This window comes from Psychrilyobacter sp. (genome assembly GCF_037132775.1).
Classification (GTDB): Bacteria; Fusobacteriota; Fusobacteriia; order Fusobacteriales; family Fusobacteriaceae; genus Psychrilyobacter.
The window spans coordinates 1-17,235 of the sequence record NZ_JBAHZY010000023.1 but is presented as its reverse complement, the minus strand read 5'-3'; the positions used below and the strand labels follow the sequence as shown (position 1 = coordinate 17,235).

The following is a 17,235-nucleotide window of genomic DNA, read 5'->3' as shown; positions in this document are numbered from 1 at the left end:
TTTTTAGTTATTAGTTTGAATGCTTTGCATTCGTTATCCCCATAAGTACTTTCTCAGGAGTTATAGGTAATGTCCTTATCCTTACCCCTATAGCATTTGCTACTGCATCTGCAATTGCAGGAGCAGATGTATTGATAACTACCTCCCCTATTGATTTTGCACCAAATGGGCCTGTATGTTCAAAGCTGGGTTTAAACTCTACCCTTATCTCTCCTACATCACATCTAGATGGTATCTTATACTGCATAAATGTATCGGATATCATCTTACCTTTTTTGTCATACTTTATATCTTCAAATAATGCCAATCCTATTCCTTGGGCCACTCCTCCCTCAACTTGGATACGAGCCAGGTTTGGATTTATCACGGTACCGCAGTCAACTACAGCTACATAGTCTATCATCTCTACCTTACCAGTTTCTAAATCTACTTCAACTTCAGCAAATCCAGCTATAAATGGCGGTGGAGAAGTATGTCCTCCCCAAGTACCGGTAGTAATAATCTGATTCTGCCCTTCATATGATATTAATCTATATGCTATCTCATCCAATGAGATCTCATTTCCATCCTTTAATAACAATGTTTCACCGTTAAATTCTATATCTTCTTTAGGGATAGATAAGATCTTAGAGGTCCCCTCTGTTATCTTTTCCACCATAAGGTTAGCTGCTTTTATAACTGCATTTCCTGTAACATAGGTTCCACTAGAAGCATATGCACCTGGATCATATGGATTTACATCTGTATCTGTACTATTTACTATTATCTTAGATACAGGCACACCGAGTATCTCGGCAGCCATTTGGGCTACTACTGTATCACAGCCCTGTCCCATATCGCTTACTCCTACTAATAGTGTGTAAAATCCATCGTCATTTAATTTTAATGTTGCAGACGCGGTATCTATACCATGGATTCCAGATCCCTGCATAGTCACAGCCATCCCTATACCTCTGGCTTTTGTAGGAGAGATCTTTTGCATAGGATATTTTTTGTCCCATCCGATCATCTCTTTCCCCCGAGTAATACATTCGTCTAGAGTACTACTATCCAGTTTAATAGATTTATCTCCCACAAAACTATTTAGAGTAGGATTTATCTCTCCTTGCTTCACCAAATTTTTCTCACGAATTAGGCTGGAATCCATATCCAGTTTTTTAGCCAATTCATTTATTGCTGATTCTAGCGCAAAGGTTCCTTGTGTAGCACCGTATCCTCTAAAAGCTCCTGCTGTACTCATATTTGTATATACTACTTCTCCGTAAAATCTACGGGCCTTGGCTCTATACATAGGCAGTGTTTTTTGTCCTGCCACACTAAATACAGTCCATGCATGTTCCCCGTATGCTCCTGTATTGGATAGCCCATGGATATCCACAGCATTTATAATTCCATCCTTAGTAGCACCTAATCTTACAGTTAATTTCATCTCATGTCTGGTAGTGGTACAAGTATGAGTTTCCTTTCTATTATAGACTAATTTTGCAGGTTTCCCTGTTACTTTTGTTATGAGTGCAGGGTATATCTCCATTGGAGCAGTTTGTTTTCCACCAAACCCACCTCCTACACGAGGTTTTATAACTTTTATCTTACTCTTTGGAATTTCTAATATCTTAGATATATGTCTTCTCACATGAAATGGTATCTGAGTAGAAGTGATGATATTCATCCTATCTTGAAAGTCCATATAGGTAATAGCTATATAATTTTCCATCATCCCGTGGATCTGTGCCTGAGTATGATAGCTGTGCTCTATCACTACATCTGAGTTAGCTAATTCTTTCTCTACATCCCCCTCTACAAGGAGGTCTTGAGCAGCTATATTTCTCATGTGTTCATTCCCATAGTTAAAGCTTGTATATGGTTTTTCAGTATGTATTATGGTTTTATTATCTATGGCTTTTTCAAAATCTAACACCGGTTCTAAGATTTCATAGTCTACCTTTATGAGTTTCATAGCCTTTGTTACAGATTGCTCATCCATTCCTGCAATTATAGCTACTTCATCTCCTACATATCTTACATATTCCCCCAATATTCTTCTATCATGGGGCGATGGCTCAGGGAAAGACTGCCCAGCTAGGGTAAATCTTTTATCTGTTACATCTTTATAGGTCAATATACACTCTATTCCTTCTATTCTAGAAGCAATAGTTGTATCTATATTTTTTATTCTAGCAAATGCATGGGGGCTACGAAGTAATTTTACAGTGAGATAATTATGTCCTAGCATGATATCTTCAGTATAAGACGGCGCTCCCTTAATAAGGCCCATCCCATCTATCTTTTTTATATCTTTCCCAACATAGTCCATTATTTTACCTCCATATATTTTCTAACTGCTCTAAGTTGTCCCATATAGCCAGTACATCTACACAGGTTTCCAGTTAAATAATGCTTCATCTCATCTATTGTAGGCGATTTCAATTCCCTCTTCATAGCTATTACAGTAAGGGTAAATCCGGGAGAACAATATCCACATTGATCCGCTCCTTCATCGGTTAAAATTTCCGCAAACTTTTCTACTTCCACACTTTCTCCCTCTAGGGTAGTTATATTTTTTTCCATTCCTCTGATAGCCAGTGTCGAGCAAGAAAGGGTAGGCTTATCATTTAATAATACTGTACATAGACCACAAGAACCAGTTTCACACCCTTTTCTTACATTTAAATATCCCAACCTTTTTAAAGCAGATTGCAGGTATTCATCATCTTTTATAGTTACCTCTTTATTTATACCATTTATTTTTAATTTAATTTCCATTAAAATTCATCTCCTTTTTTGACACAGATTAGCAAGATCTTTTAATTATTTAACTCTTCTACACATCTTCTAATCAAAACTTTTGCTATCATCTTTCTATATTCTCCACTAGCTCTCATATTCGTTCCAAATTTCATCCCATCTACCATTTCTTCTATCTTCTCAGTCATTTTATTATTTTTTATTAGTTCATCACTATTAATTGTTTTTACTACTGCTCTCCCGGGCCTTGCTCCTACAGCTATTCTATATTCCCCATCTAGATTAGAGACAGCACAATTTAAGATGGCATAGTCACTCTTTGAATTTCTCATAGTTTTAAAAGTTGCTCTTTTCCCATATTTTTTAATTATAATTTTTACTAATATATCTTTAGGTACCTTTTCCACAGCTAAATATTCCTCTAAAGATATTACTCCACCCTTATATAATTCTACCTGAGTGTTTAGAGATAAAAGAGCTGTTATAAAATCTGAGAACCCATATTTAGAAGCTACTGTGGCTCCGGCTGTAATGACAGATCTTAGCTGAATACCGACTATCTCTTCCACTGATTTTGCTACTATCCCATCAAAATTTTCTTTCAATATTTTATTAGTTTCTATCTCCCTAAAAGTTGTCATAGGGCCTATCTCTATATTTTTTTCGTCCTCTCGGATATAATCTAACTCTAAATTAGACAGGTCTATTCCAATATTGATATTTTTATTTCCTAATCTTAGAAAAGCCGTTCCTCCTAAGATAACGTTATTTCTATTTTTCATTAAAGTTTTATACCCTTCTTCTATGGACTGAGCCATTAAATGTTGTTTTATTGTAAACATATTCTCCTCCTACATTTTTTTCTTTATTATTTATCCTCTTTTAACACCTAATACATTATTAAAAAAACAGCTGAAAAGTAATTTCAGCTGTTTTATTTATTTTAAAACACCTATGCTCTTTTTAATTTTCCTGCTTCTTTGTTTCCTTCCATCTCTTCTACTTTGTTAGTAAGTTCTTTAGGAAGAATTACATTTAACATAACTGCTATTCCAGCCGATACCACTATCCCAGATCCTCCAAAAATTAGCTTAAATGATTCCGGTAAATGTTGTAATGCATCAGGAACACTTCCCATTCCAAACCCTACTCCTAGGGCAACTGCTACTATAACTGCATTTCTACCTACTAATTTTTCTTTTGTGATCAAGTTTATCCCACTAACAGCTATCATTGCAAATAACATAACTAAACTTCCACCTATAACACTTGCAGGTATTACAGATATTAAGGCTCCTATTTTTGGAATAAATGCTCCTGCTATCAAGAACATAGCTCCTATCCCTACAACAAATCTACTCATAACTCCTGTCATGGCTACGATTCCTGTATTTTGGCTGAATGAAGTAGTCGGTAAGATACTGAAAGAAGCTGCTATAACTCCTCCAAAACCATCGGCTAAGATTCCTCCAGATAGTTCCTTGTCTGTTACCTCTCTATTGGCTCCACCCATTGTTACACCCGACATATCTCCTACTGTTTCAACGGCTGATACCACATACATAAGCATCATTGCTAATATAGCATCTAGATGAAATTCTAATCCATATGTAAATGGTTTAGGTAATACAAAGTAACTTGCTTGATTCACAGCTCCAAAATCGATCTTCCCCATAAATCCTGCTATTATTATTCCTGCAACTGTTCCAACTGCTATGGCTGCTGTTCTCCAAATACCCTTTGCAAACTGGTTAAATACAATAACAACTATTAGTACCGATCCTCCTAAGAATAAGTTTGACAGTGACCCAAAATCTTTTGCTCCAAATCCACCAGCTAAGTTTTGTATTCCGACTGGTAATAGTGATAAGCCAATAGATAAAACTACTACACCTGTTACGATTGGCGGGAAAAATTTTCTAATTTTTCTCATGAACAATCCAATAGATGCTTCAAATAATCCACCTACTAATGCTGCTCCTAATACACCTTCGAATCCATATTTCAATCCGATTGAGATAGCTACAGGTACAAATGCAAAACTTGTTCCTACAACAACTGGTAGTCTAGCTCCTATAGGCCCTATTCGGTAAGCTTGTATAAGTGTATTTATTCCCGATACAAACATGGTACATTGAATTAAAAATGTCAATTTTTCACTTGGAATTCCTATAACTCCTCCAACTATTAATATCGGTGCCAGGTTGCTCACAAACATAGCTAATATATGCTGTAATCCTAGTGGTATAGCTTCCTTAAGTAATGGTACTCCATCCAAGTCATATGGTGATCTATTTTTCATTTTTTTCCTCCTAAAGTCTTTTTTATAACTCTAACTGTGGTTCGAGTAAACAAAAAAAATGGCTACTCCTCCCAATAAGTGAGAAAATAGGCATTTAGGTAAAAGAACCCTCCTAAAATAACTTAGTAGAATCCACCATATACTTAATTTTTTCACTCATAGTAGGTCGTTTACGGTGACCTGTAGAAACGCTCCTCCTTATCAGGAGCATATACGAGTTAATTTATGTGTTTATAATACTATATTTATATGACAGTGTCAAGGATAATAAATAAAAAGCAACTAATACTACTACTATTAATTGCTTTCTCTTTTTTCTCTATTTATTATTATCTGTGAGACTATAAAATTTATAAAACTTTGATTATGGTTAATTGGATGTAACGTCATTTCCATTTTATCATCTAATCTCTAATTCAGTGATTGATCTCTAGACTTCATTCAATAAAGATAGCAGTTCCAGATAATATTTGGGATCACCTGTAGAATAATAATTAAACCATGCTCCTATCATCTCATCTGGAAGAACTTCTAAATACTGCATAATTTGTTTTCCCCACAATAATCCTCCCGCTGAACTTGCTGTAATCAGATTTTTATCCACAAAAGAAAGATCATTTTTATATAAATCTCCTCCTGTATATATTTCTGAAAAATAATTAAGATATTCTATAGAATTACTTGTATGCAAATATGTATTCAATATACCTAAATTTGCTAAAGCAAGGGTCGCTCCACATATAGCAGCTATTAGAACCCCTTCATCCATATACATCTTTATGTCTTTTAAAATTTTTTTGTGCTTAGGATCATCCCACGTATCTGCTCCTGGAAGAAGAATTGCTACCATCTCACTTTTCTTTAGTTCATCCACAGAACAATCCGGAAGAATTGTTAATCCTCCTAGAGTATGAATTGGTTCCTTACTGCTTCCAACGGTCTTAATACAATATTTTGTGTTGTCTTTACTGGATATTGATTTCATATTAATCGCCGACATTATATATCCTAATTCCCAGTCCGCCATTGCATCTAAAATATAAACATAAACTATTTTTTTCATAATATACCTCCTTAGTAACATAAAACAATTATATCACTAGAACAGTGACAACTATATGTCACTGTTTCTAGAAATCTTTTCTAATGTTTTTTCTAAATGGAGTTTTATTTTTTCAGAAAATGAATTAGGAGAAATCACTTTAATCTTATCCCCAAATCCTAAAATAATAGAAAACAGTATAAAGTTATCTTCCTTTAAAGTAACTTCACTTGTTATTTCAGTTTCAGTCTCATTAATAATTAACCCTTTTAAATATTCTTCAACCAGAGTTTGGACTTCTCTTCGGTATCTTAATGTTACTATGATATTATTGTTATTTCTATTTTTTTCATGATCTTCCATCAGTTCTTTAATATTATACAACTGGATCCAATGATCATTATTTTGTTTTAATTTTTTCATCCTAACTATTTTATACATACGAAAATTTTTATTATGATAATTGTAGCCGAAAACATACCAACCATACCATTTATAAAAAACATGGAGTGGATCAATTTTTATTTTATTATGTTCATTTTTTATATTGGTATAATCAAAAGAAACTGAGGTTTTATTTTGAATTGCATTTTTTAATATCGAAATACTTTCTATAATATCTATATTTTCGTTAACTACTGAAAAATCAAGTTCTAAGAGTTTATCATCATGATTAGAAAAAATATGTTTTACTTTTTCATAAGTTTCGTAGACTTCTTTTTCTCCATAGACACTTTTTAAGCTTTTTAATGCAAGTAGAATATATTGTGAATTGGTTTTATTAATTATTTTTCCATTCAATTTATATTCACGATTAATTGAGTATCCTCCTTTAGAACCAATCTCAGAGTATATTGGAATTCCTGCTAAACTGAGAGTATCTATGTCTCTAATAATAGTTCTACGAGATACACCAAAATATTTTGCTAATGTATTGGCACTTACACGGTCTCTATTTAGAATATAAAACAAAATTCCTAAGATCCTTTCAAATTTCATTTTTAACTCTCCTCTATTTTTAATTTTCATTTAAAATTAATATTAACTTTAAAATTTCGAGAAGTCAATTTTTTTAAAGAGAATAAAAAGAGGTAGGAAATCAATCCTACCTTTTACCATATAGTTTATAAGTTTTCATCAAAACAACTTATCTATATTTTTTATTTGGTTTTTATCTTTTTAAATTTTGCTTCCATCTTATCTTCCACATCTTGGTTTATTCTTTTTTTTACTATTTCATCTCCAATATTTTCTGCATTCTCTACTATACTTTCAAATTTAGATCTTTTATAGACATAGATAGCTATCAGCATAGCGATGATATTACTAGAAAATATAGCATACCATATTACGTTTTCTGTTTTACCTATAAAATATGGTAATAATAGTAGAAGTGGTAGTCTAAATACCCAGAGTCTAGACATGCTAAGATACATGGCTTTTTTGGTTTGTCCCACTCCCTGTAGTGCTCCTGTGATTATAGGTAATATAGCCAGTCCTATTAAACTTAAGGATATATATTTTAGATATTCATTTCCTAGATCTATTATATTTTTATTTGTAGAGAAAACCCTTACTAGGCTGCTTCCCCATATTAACAAGGTAGTAGTTCCTGCTACAGAAAAGATAGCTCCTAAGACTGAACTCTTGAATACACATTCCCTAACTCTCTTTACATCATTATTTCCTATATTTTGACCGACGATAGAAGACACCGCTCCCCCAATTCCCATGGCAGGCATAACTATGAGTCCCGTTATTCTATTTCCTATTCCAAAGGCAGCTAAGGTCAATTCCCCATAGGTATTTACAAAACTATTGAGTACAACAAATCCCAAGGCAATGGTAGCCTGTCCTATAGAAGCTGGAATTCCCAAATTTGTTAATTTTTTTATATAACTAAATTCAGGTTTGAGATCTTTTAGACTTAACTTCATAGGAGTATCCCTTACAAATAATTGATATACTATATAAAATAACATTATAGCTCTAGAAAACAGAGTTGCCAAAGCCGCTCCCTTTATCCCTAAATCGAAATGAAATATAAAGATCGGATCGAGTATTACATTGATAGTTACAGATATAAGACTCATAATCATAGGAGAGATAGTATTCCCTTCCCCTTGTCTTATAGATGAATAGACAAAACCAGCATACATAAGAGGAGCTCCTCCGACTATAAATATCAGATAGATATAAGCATTGCTATATATTTCTCCTGTGGCTCCCATAACTTTTAATATGTAGGATGTACTCATTACTCCACTTATACTTAGTAGCACAGAAAATCCCATGGCAAAAGTAACCAGCTGTCCTGCTATTTTTTTAGCCTCATCTATTTTATTTGCACCTATATTTTGAGAAATCAAGGTAGTTCCTGCTATCCCTATTCCAACTCCTAATGCAAGTTGTAAAAATACCACCGGCCAGGCCAGGGTCATAGATGCTACTTCTATTGCACCTAACTTACTCAAGAAATATGTATCTGTCAAATTATACATAGTCTGAATAAGATTGTTTAACATTATAGGCAGGGAAAGTAATGTTATTACCTTATACAAGTTCCCCTCTAATATCATCTTTCTTTTTTTCATTGTCTCCATAGATCACCCCAATATAATCTTTTTTACACTATATATTCTACCACTAAAATAACTCCCTCTCAAGACTGCTCTTTTTTATTTTAAAGGTTCATAATATTTTTTATTTATATCAATGAAAATATATAAATTATATAGATGTCGACTAGTGAAAGGTTCATCTTTTATGATCTTTCTATCTATATTGAGACAGGGTGTCTTCCAAGAGAGTTTTTATCTTTTTCCGAAGAGAGAAGGGTTCTAGAATCTCAACTTCCTCATAAAATCTAGAAAAATATAGAATGGCTTTCCTATCACTGGATTCACAGTAATATATATCCCCTTCAATCTTGATCAGAGTTGGTTTATAGTGATTTATTCTTTTAAACCACGCCTTCCCTAGATCTGTTAATTTTATCTTTACTATATTTCCATAGGAAAGGAAGGGATCAAAGTTTTTATGAACCTTATCTATATAGTCTAGGTCAAGATATCTCTTATTTTTTCTAAACCTAATGGAAATCACCTTGGATATTCTCGATAGATTGAAAACGCCATATTCCTCCTTTCCGTATATCCAGCAAAATAAAAAGTTATTTTTTTCCTCCGATGTAACTTTAAAAAAATACGGCTCTACAATATAATCGTTGCCCATATGAGTTATTAAAATTTCCTCCTTCCTCTGGATAGATTTTTGTATAGATTCATATTCAGAATAAAAAATCTTCCTTTCTCTCTTATAGTGGGGCTGGGATATATATGTCCTTATCAGATCTCTAAAATATTCAGACTCATTTTGTATCATATTTTTAGGTAGTAAGTTTTCATAGATCAACTTGTTTTTTTTATTCAAATTAAATTGTATTTTTTTGTTGTCTGAACTCTTCTTAAATGGATATTTATCCACATTGGTGTAGGAGCTAGTAAACAGTCTATTGAAAAAACTATTAATTTTTATATCAAAATTCTCTATATCCCTAAATGTTATCTCATTGACAAAATTTGGGACGGTAAACCTTATTTTTTTATCGTTCATAATTCTCCTCCAGCATCATTTTTATCTTTCCCTAAGTATATAGTAAAAATTAACTATTTAAAAGTTTAACTCAACACGGAAGAAAACAAAGTAGAGTGAGTAGTGGTTGCTTTTTCTACTGAGATAGCTTATAATAGAATGTAAAATTATAAGTTAATTTATAAAAATTTTAATATAGAACACATAGGAGGAATATTGTGTCACAAGAATTAAAAAGAAATTTTTCAATAATAGCACATATAGACCATGGAAAATCTACCTTAGCTGATAGACTTATCCAATCAACTGGAACTGTCGCCGATAGAGATATGCAAGATCAGATATTGGACAGTATGGAATTAGAAAAAGAGAAGGGGATAACGATAAAGGCTAATACTGTTACAATTGACTATAAAGCTAATGATGGTAAGACATATCAATTAAATTTAATTGATACACCAGGGCATGTAGACTTTATCTATGAGGTATCTAGATCTCTAGCTGCCTGTGAGGGTGCACTATTAGTAGTAGATGCAGCTCAAGGTGTAGAAGCACAAACTTTGGCAAATGTATATCTGGCTTTAGAGCAAGACTTAGAAGTAGTCCCTGTAATCAACAAGATTGATCTACCTGCTGCTGATGTAGAAAAAGTAAGAAATGAAATTGAAGATATTATCGGTATCCCTGCAGATGAAGCAGTACTTACATCTGCAAAATCAGGTATAGGAATAGAAGATCTGTTGGAAGCTATTGTTAAATTTATCCCTGCTCCTACAAATAGTGAAGACGGGCCTCTAAAAGCTCTTATCTTCGATTCACATTTCGACGACTATAGAGGTGTTATTACCTATGTAAGAATTGTAGACGGAACTATTAAAAAAGGCGACAAGGTCAAAATATTCTCTACTGATCATCAATTTGATGTACAGGAATGTGGAATATTCTCCCCTGGGATGCACCCTACAAATATCCTGACTGCAGGATCGGTAGGATATATTATTACAGGTACAAAATCTATCCATGATTCACAGGTAGGAGATACTGTTACCAGTGTCAATAATCCGTGTGAACATGCCTTAGAAGGTTATAGAAAAGCTCAGTCAATGGTATTTGCCGGATTGTATCCAATATCTACCGACGACTATGAAAATATGAGAGACGCCATTGAAAAATTACAATTGAATGACGCTTCCCTTACTTTTGAACCTGAAACATCATTGGCATTAGGATTTGGATTTAGATGTGGATTCTTGGGCCTTTTACACATGGAGATCATTGTAGAAAGACTTAGAAGAGAATACAATATAGACCTTATATCTACTTCACCATCAGTTAAGTATAGAATACACAGAGAGAATGAACCTATGTATACTATAGACAATCCAGAAGATTTCCCTCTCGGTGGACAAGGAAAAGTAATAGTAGAAGAACCATATATCAAGGGAAACATCATAGTTCCAAAAGACTATGTCGGTGGAGTTATGGAGTTATGTCAATTAAAAAGAGGGACATATGTCAGTATGGACTATATTGACGATACTCGTGCTATGGTCACATATGAACTACCCCTTGCAGAAATAGTATTGGATTTTTACGATAAATTAAAATCTAGAACTAAGGGATATGCTTCATTTGAATATGAGATGATAGGATATAGACCTGGAGACCTGGTGAAAGTCAATATTTTGGTATCCGGTGAACCTGTAGATGCATTCTCATTTATTGCACATACAGACCATGCCCAGAATAGAGGTAGAATAATAGTAGAAAAACTAAAAGAAATCATCCCAAGACAGCAATTTGAAATACCTATTCAGGCTGCACTGGGAGCCAAAATAATAGCAAGAGAAACTATCAGAGCATTCAGAAAGAACGTTACGGCTAAATGTTATGGTGGAGATATATCTAGAAAGAAAAAATTATTAGAAAAGCAAAAAGCCGGTAAGAAAAGAATGAAGCAGATCGGTAATGTAGAGATACCTCAAGAAGCATTTATCTCAGTTTTAAAATTAAGTGATTAAGTATAAAATTATAACTAGCTGACATCTGTTGGCTGGTTTTTTTTGAAATAAAATAAATTTAGGTATTTTATATTTTATATAGTAAACTAATATTAATCAAAATATTAGGGGGAAGCATATGAGTCTAAGAGTTGACCAAATTATAAAAGAATTACCTATGTATGAAAGAGCTGAAGATGTGGGAACGTTTTTAAAATTACACGACATTGTTATCCATGAATTACATATAGAATTAGATGGTGTTTATAATACTCTCACAAAAGAGGAGATAGAATTGGATATAAAAGAGTTGGAGTCAGATTTAACTGAGGTCACTGATCACCATAAAAAAGAGTTACTCCATGAGATCATTGCCTATATAGAAAAAAAAGTTTAAAATCAAAATTGTAAGGGAGTTTTAATTATCATTATGAATACAAAAAAATCTAAATCCGAGATAACCTTTAAGGAAAAACAATTAATTTTTTCGATGTTAAATAAAATATCACTCTTCGGTGGGTTGACTGCCGGAGAGATAGACTATCTTATCCCTATGTTGACTACAGCTTCCTTTAAAAAAGGAGAGGTCGTTTTCACCCAGGGGGAATCACCAAATAATATTTTTATTATCCAGACTGGGGAAGTTAAAATAGTTAAACAGCATGATGACGTTGAAATTGAATTAATTCGATTTCAGGAGGGAAATTTATTTGGTGAAACTGAACTTATTGGTATCTTCAAATATATTGCCTCTGCTATTACTTTGACAGATGTAAAATTACTTGTATTTTCTAAATCTGCACTTTACTCCCTACACAGTAAAAACATGAAATTATTTAGTAAGATAATTTTAAATGTTGCTCGTGAATCTTGTCGAAGAACTGCTAAAACCGATGAATATTGGTTAGAGGAAATGGTTAAATTAAGAAAAAACCACAAAAAATAGATATAAGTTGTCACATATATATTATCATAAAAAAGTGGTAGATATCTCTACCACTTTTTTATGATTTTAAAAATTTAAAAATAGGAGTTTAAAAATGATAAGAAATAAAATGAAAATAATAGCCTTACTTGGTCTAGTGATATCTATAAATAGTTTTTCCATAGATGTCTATACTCCAAAAGCTCCTCCTAGCATCCCTATGTTAACTATGAAAGATGGCGTTACACTCCATTATTATCAAGATGCCCACACAGAAATTATTCCCAGGATAATTAAAGATCAAGACGGTGTCTATATTATCCCTACTAATCTAGGTGAAAATTTAAAAAAGAAAGGCCTTGAGTTAAAACTATTAGGGGTAACTAGTCAAGGGCTTATCTCTATCATCTCTCAAAAAAATATAGAGGATATAAGAGATTTAGATGGTGAGAATATCCTAATCGGATCCCAAGGCTCATCTCCAGATGTAATCTCAAAATTCTTGTTCAGAAAAAATAATATAACTCCTAAGATCACCTATAGATCCACTCCAGAGGTAGCCAAATTGATGATCCTCCAAAGAGGTGATAATGCTGTTCTACCTGAACCTATGGCTACCATGGTTTTAGAAAAAAACTCTAAACTTATTAGGACTATAGTATATATAGACGAATGGGAAAAAGTAACTTCCCTTTCTGGAATCCCCCAAGTAGGGCTCTATACTACTCAAAAATATAGTAAAACTCATTCCAAAGAGATAGAAAAATTCATAACTGAATATAAAAAAAACCTGAAAGATTTAAAAAAAGATCCCAATGAATTTATAGACCTAGCCCAGGTTAATTTCAATATTAATCTGAGTAAAAAAGGCTATGAAGAATCCATAGAATATATGAATCTTACCCTTATTGATGGGGAAGAAGGAGATAAGCTAGTAAAAGAATACATTGAAATTCTAGGAGAGAATAGATGAAAAAGAAATTGATTCCCATCATCATATTTACATTTATATGGGCTGGGATCTCAACTCAGGTAGCTCCCATAGTTTTACCATCTCCTCTACGAGTTTTCTACACCTCATTATTTTTATTGCAGAATAATTATAACGAGATTCTAGTAACCCTGAGTCGGCTGGGGATCTCCCTTATCTTGACTTATCTTATAGGATTTATTTTAGCTTTTGGAATAGTTTCTTCCAAAACCCTTAAGATCCTTATCCAGCCTGGCTTACTTTTTATGCAGAGTACCCCTATAATCTCATGGATCTTACTGGCTTTAATTTGGTTTGATAATAAATATATACCGATCTTCATAATTTGTATCAATACCATTCCTATTCTCGTCTTAAATATCGTCAGTGGGATGGAGGGGATCGACAAAAAAATATTAGAGATGGCAGACATATATAATATTTCTAAAAAAGACCGTTTTTATAAGATTCAGCTTCCCTCCCTTGTGAGATACCTTCTACCGTCCACCGAGATCATCCTCGGATCTTCATTTAAGGTTGTCGTAATGGCAGAGGTCATATCTAGAGTCAGTAATGGTATTGGAAATGGTTTAAACATTGGATGGCTCAATATAGAGACGGATATAATTTTAGGATGGACTCTGATAATATATATTCTCAGTTTTCTGGTCTCAAAATTAATTTTAACATCTTTAAAAAGACAATTCAGGAGGTACCTATGATTGAATTAAAAGATCTTTCCCTCACCTTCCATGGGGAAAAAATTCTGGATAAGATCACATATAAATTTAAAAAAAATAAGGTCACTGCGATCTTAGGCCCCTCTGGAGGAGGAAAAACCAGCCTCTTTAATATTATCGCCGGAATAGAAACGAACTATTCTGGGGAGATTATTAAAAACTTTGAAAATGTAGGTTATATATTTCAAGAGGACAGACTCCTCCCCTGGGAAAGTGTAAAGGAAAATCTAAATATTATTCCAGGAGCTACCGATACAAAGATACTCCATATACTAGAACTTCTACACATCCCCCACAAGGTGGATCATCTAGTTAAAAATTTGAGCGGAGGTGAAAAACAAAGGGTTGCAATAGCTCGTGCTTTTCTATACGATACAGAGTTAATATTGATGGATGAATCTTTAAAATCTTTGGATTTTCCCCTGAAAATAAAATTAATTGCTCTGATCATCTCTCTTTTAGAAAAATACTCAAAAACTCTCATTATGATAAGTCATGATATAGATGAGATCCTGCTTATGGCAGATGAAGTTATTATATTTTCTAAAAAACCAACCATCATAGAGGAAGTTTTCACCATTGATTTTCCCAAATCTAAAAGGACCCTATCCTCTAAAGAATTAAAAATATATAAAAATAAAATTTATGATGTGATCCTTAAATAAGGATCGTATCTATTATAACTAGGAGAGTGAAAAACTATGCAAAATATATTAATATCATTAATTTTAGGTATCTTAATAGGTTGTACATTCAAATTTTCTGATAGAATGAAAAAAATTAATGGATCATCTCAATATTTAGGAATAATTATTTTATTGTTTGCCATTGGAATTACTATTGGAATGAATCGATCACTGCTGGGTAATTTAAAAGAAATAGGTGGTATCTCCCTTGTCTTTGCCATCCTCACTTCACTCTTCAGTATTATATTAGTATTTTTCATGAGCAGATTGGTACTAAAAAGGAGGAATAATTAATGACATTATCTATAATATTTTCTGTTCTCACAGGTATTTTGGGAGGATATTTTTTTATCACAGAATCCCTTACTCCGTATATCGATATCCTTATAGATTCAGCACTTTATTTTTTAATGCTTTGTGTAGGAATAGATATAGGATTGAATAAACACATCTTTAAGGATCTAAAAAAACATAGTTTAATTATTTTAGTAGTTCCGACTTCTATAATTGTAGGAAGTTTACTGGGAGGCCTTCTCACCGGTTATATCTTTGATATGCCTAAAAACTTAAGTTTAGCTATCTCTTCTGGTTTTGGATGGTATAGTCTTTCCGGTATTATCCTCACACAGTTAGACGGTGCAGAGATAGGCACCATAGCTTTTTTAACTAATGTTTTTCGAGAATTAATCACTGTGATTTCCATACCATTTATTGCAAAATATTTAAATGATTATACTACTATAGCTCCTGCAGGAGCCACTTCTATGGATTCTACACTGCCTATAATTTCTAAGCATACCAATCCTGAAACTGTTGTAATAGCATTTATTAATGGAATTTTATTAATGGGATTAGTCCCTATCTTGGTTCCTTTTTTCTATTCTCTCTAGGAAATCTTGATAATCAAATAAAATGGCTCTCAGAATTTATTCTGAGAGCCATTTTTTATTTCCAGTGGTTAACTTGAAATGATATGAATAATTATAGAATAATCTTTTGCCCAAGGTTTTTAATCAGAGCCATTTTATAAATCAATTCAGAAACTGCTAAATCAAACAATCCCATTCCTACAAATTTATAAAGTGTAGTGTCTCCTGTAATTGCTGTTCCAGTTAATAAATTAGAAAACAATTTGATCTGATCTTTTTTTATCCAATTTTCTTTAAGAGGAGTTATAATATCTCCAGATTCTTCCTCTGCAAATTCTGTGTCCACATAAACATTATCAATTAACTCATATAATGATTGAGGATATTCTCTCATGTTAGGTTTGTAAGAACCAAGACCTATAAAATGTTTTCCCTGAAGTAATTCTTTATCATCGGGTATGACAGGTGTAGCAGATGGTGTTGCTGTAATAATAACCTCTGACATTTTTACAAGTTCTTCTGAAGAATTTGCAATGATAATCTTTATGTCTGGAAATTCTTTTTGAAGTTTTTCAGCAAAAGCATCCATACCCTTTGAATAGGCATCAAAGATCATAACTTGATCAAAATCTCTTGCTTCACAGGCAAAAAGTACCTGGTAAAAACCTTGTACCCCAGCTCCTATTAGACCTAGTTTTTTTACATTTTTTGGTGTTGTGTGACGCACCCCAACTCCACCTACAGCACCAGTTCTATACGCTGTTAAGTCAGCACCATTGATCAATGCTAGTGGAATTCCTGTTTCTATATCATTTAGAAGCATTAAACCCGTTATTACAGGTAAGTTTTTCTTGGGATTCTCTGGAAAGAGAGATAACATTTTTGTCCCAAATATACTATCCTTGAAACAAGGCATGTATAGAAGTGTTTTGTCATCCTTGTTGACATGGATTCTATCCGGCATAAAAAAACTATTTTTTTCGTAGATATGAAAAGATTCCTCTATGACATCCATCATTTCATTGAGTGATACAGCTTCTTTAATATTTTTTTCGTTAAGATATAGCATAAGACCCCCGTAATTGTGTGCGTTGATTTATATATATAGTATGACCAATATTATTTGTAGTATATTCTATGGGATTATATCTGTCAAGGGATAGGAGGAGATATTTGTGTGTGTTGATTTGTTTGTTTTATATTAAGGTAGTTTATTTTTGTTAAGGTGTATAATCATTTCAAGTCGACCACTTGAAATAAAAAAAGACCTTTTTTCATAAAAACCGATATAATGTAGTTACGACAACAAACATTAAAGGAGTTAATTTATGAAAAAAGGATATAAACATTTTAGCATATATG

The 17,235-nt window shown here is 32.9% G+C and carries 17 protein-coding genes and 1 riboswitch; of the genes, 8 read left to right on the top strand and 9 right to left on the bottom strand.

Features of this window, described 5'->3' with window-relative positions:
• Positions 1-10: 10 nt before the first annotated feature.
• The 8 genes from V5784_RS01410 to V5784_RS01375 form a co-directional block, all read right to left on the bottom strand.
• Complete coding sequence (locus tag V5784_RS01410; RefSeq protein WP_336887263.1) at positions 11-2,314, bottom strand: molybdopterin cofactor-binding domain-containing protein; 2,304 nt, start codon at positions 2,312-2,314, stop codon at positions 11-13.
• A complete protein-coding gene (locus tag V5784_RS01405) occupies positions 2,314-2,763 on the bottom strand; it encodes a 2Fe-2S iron-sulfur cluster-binding protein (RefSeq protein WP_336887262.1) in 450 nt (149 codons plus the stop codon). The genes V5784_RS01410 and V5784_RS01405 overlap by 1 nt, the downstream gene beginning before the upstream one ends.
• Positions 2,764-2,804: 41 nt before the next feature.
• Positions 2,805-3,587, bottom strand: a complete 783-nt coding sequence (locus tag V5784_RS01400; protein ID WP_336887261.1) for an FAD binding domain-containing protein — start codon at positions 3,585-3,587, stop codon at positions 2,805-2,807.
• 110 nt (positions 3,588-3,697) lie between these two features.
• The gene (locus V5784_RS01395; RefSeq protein ID WP_336887260.1) at positions 3,698-5,047 is read right to left on the bottom strand and encodes a nucleobase:cation symporter-2 family protein; all 1,350 of its coding nucleotides are present in this window, start codon (positions 5,045-5,047) and stop codon (positions 3,698-3,700) included.
• 139 nt (positions 5,048-5,186) lie between these two features.
• A riboswitch (purine riboswitch) is annotated at positions 5,187-5,284 on the bottom strand.
• A gap of 193 nt (positions 5,285-5,477) precedes the next feature.
• On the bottom strand, positions 5,478-6,110 hold the full coding sequence (locus V5784_RS01390; RefSeq protein ID WP_336887259.1) for a DJ-1/PfpI family protein: 633 nt from the start codon (positions 6,108-6,110) through the stop codon (positions 5,478-5,480).
• Between the two features lie 51 nt (positions 6,111-6,161).
• Positions 6,162-7,088: a WYL domain-containing protein gene (locus V5784_RS01385; RefSeq protein WP_336887258.1), complete on the bottom strand. Its 927-nt coding sequence runs from the start codon at positions 7,086-7,088 to the stop codon at positions 6,162-6,164.
• 161 nt (positions 7,089-7,249) lie between these two features.
• Positions 7,250-8,692, bottom strand: a complete 1,443-nt coding sequence (locus tag V5784_RS01380; RefSeq protein WP_336887257.1) for an MATE family efflux transporter — start codon at positions 8,690-8,692, stop codon at positions 7,250-7,252.
• Between the two features lie 172 nt (positions 8,693-8,864).
• Positions 8,865-9,704, bottom strand: coding sequence for a WYL domain-containing protein (locus V5784_RS01375; RefSeq protein WP_336887256.1), 840 nt, complete (start codon positions 9,702-9,704; stop codon positions 8,865-8,867).
• A 197-nt stretch (positions 9,705-9,901) separates the two neighbouring features.
• On the opposite strand from V5784_RS01375, the gene lepA reads away from it, so the two are divergent.
• From lepA to V5784_RS01335, 8 genes are all read left to right on the top strand, one after another.
• Positions 9,902-11,704 (top strand): translation elongation factor 4, encoded by a 1,803-nt coding sequence (lepA, locus tag V5784_RS01370; RefSeq protein WP_336887255.1) that lies wholly within the window; start codon positions 9,902-9,904, stop codon positions 11,702-11,704.
• A gap of 118 nt (positions 11,705-11,822) precedes the next feature.
• Positions 11,823-12,080: a hypothetical protein gene (locus tag V5784_RS01365; protein WP_336887254.1), complete on the top strand. Its 258-nt coding sequence runs from the start codon at positions 11,823-11,825 to the stop codon at positions 12,078-12,080.
• Between the two features lie 33 nt (positions 12,081-12,113).
• The gene (locus tag V5784_RS01360; protein ID WP_336887253.1) at positions 12,114-12,629 is read left to right on the top strand and encodes a cyclic nucleotide-binding domain-containing protein; all 516 of its coding nucleotides are present in this window, start codon (positions 12,114-12,116) and stop codon (positions 12,627-12,629) included.
• Positions 12,630-12,723: 94 nt separating this feature from the next.
• The gene (locus V5784_RS01355; protein ID WP_336887252.1) at positions 12,724-13,581 is read left to right on the top strand and encodes an ABC transporter substrate-binding protein; all 858 of its coding nucleotides are present in this window, start codon (positions 12,724-12,726) and stop codon (positions 13,579-13,581) included.
• On the top strand, positions 13,578-14,300 hold the full coding sequence (locus V5784_RS01350) for an ABC transporter permease subunit (protein ID WP_336887251.1): 723 nt from the start codon (positions 13,578-13,580) through the stop codon (positions 14,298-14,300). The genes V5784_RS01355 and V5784_RS01350 overlap by 4 nt, the downstream gene beginning before the upstream one ends.
• Positions 14,297-14,983, top strand: coding sequence for an ATP-binding cassette domain-containing protein (locus V5784_RS01345; protein ID WP_336887250.1), 687 nt, complete (start codon positions 14,297-14,299; stop codon positions 14,981-14,983). The genes V5784_RS01350 and V5784_RS01345 overlap by 4 nt, the downstream gene beginning before the upstream one ends.
• Positions 14,984-15,019: 36 nt before the next feature.
• Positions 15,020-15,298 carry a LysO family transporter gene (locus V5784_RS01340; protein ID WP_336887249.1) on the top strand — a complete coding sequence of 93 codons (279 nt, stop codon included), beginning with the start codon at positions 15,020-15,022 and terminating at the stop codon, positions 15,296-15,298.
• Positions 15,298-15,894 (top strand): lysine exporter LysO family protein, encoded by a 597-nt coding sequence (locus tag V5784_RS01335; RefSeq protein WP_336887248.1) that lies wholly within the window; start codon positions 15,298-15,300, stop codon positions 15,892-15,894. The genes V5784_RS01340 and V5784_RS01335 overlap by 1 nt, the downstream gene beginning before the upstream one ends.
• 91 nt (positions 15,895-15,985) lie before the next feature.
• Here the strand turns inward: V5784_RS01335 and V5784_RS01330 are convergent, their stop codons facing one another.
• Positions 15,986-16,942 carry an ornithine cyclodeaminase family protein gene (locus V5784_RS01330; protein ID WP_336887247.1) on the bottom strand — a complete coding sequence of 319 codons (957 nt, stop codon included), beginning with the start codon at positions 16,940-16,942 and terminating at the stop codon, positions 15,986-15,988.
• Between the last annotated feature and the right edge of the window lie 293 nt (positions 16,943-17,235).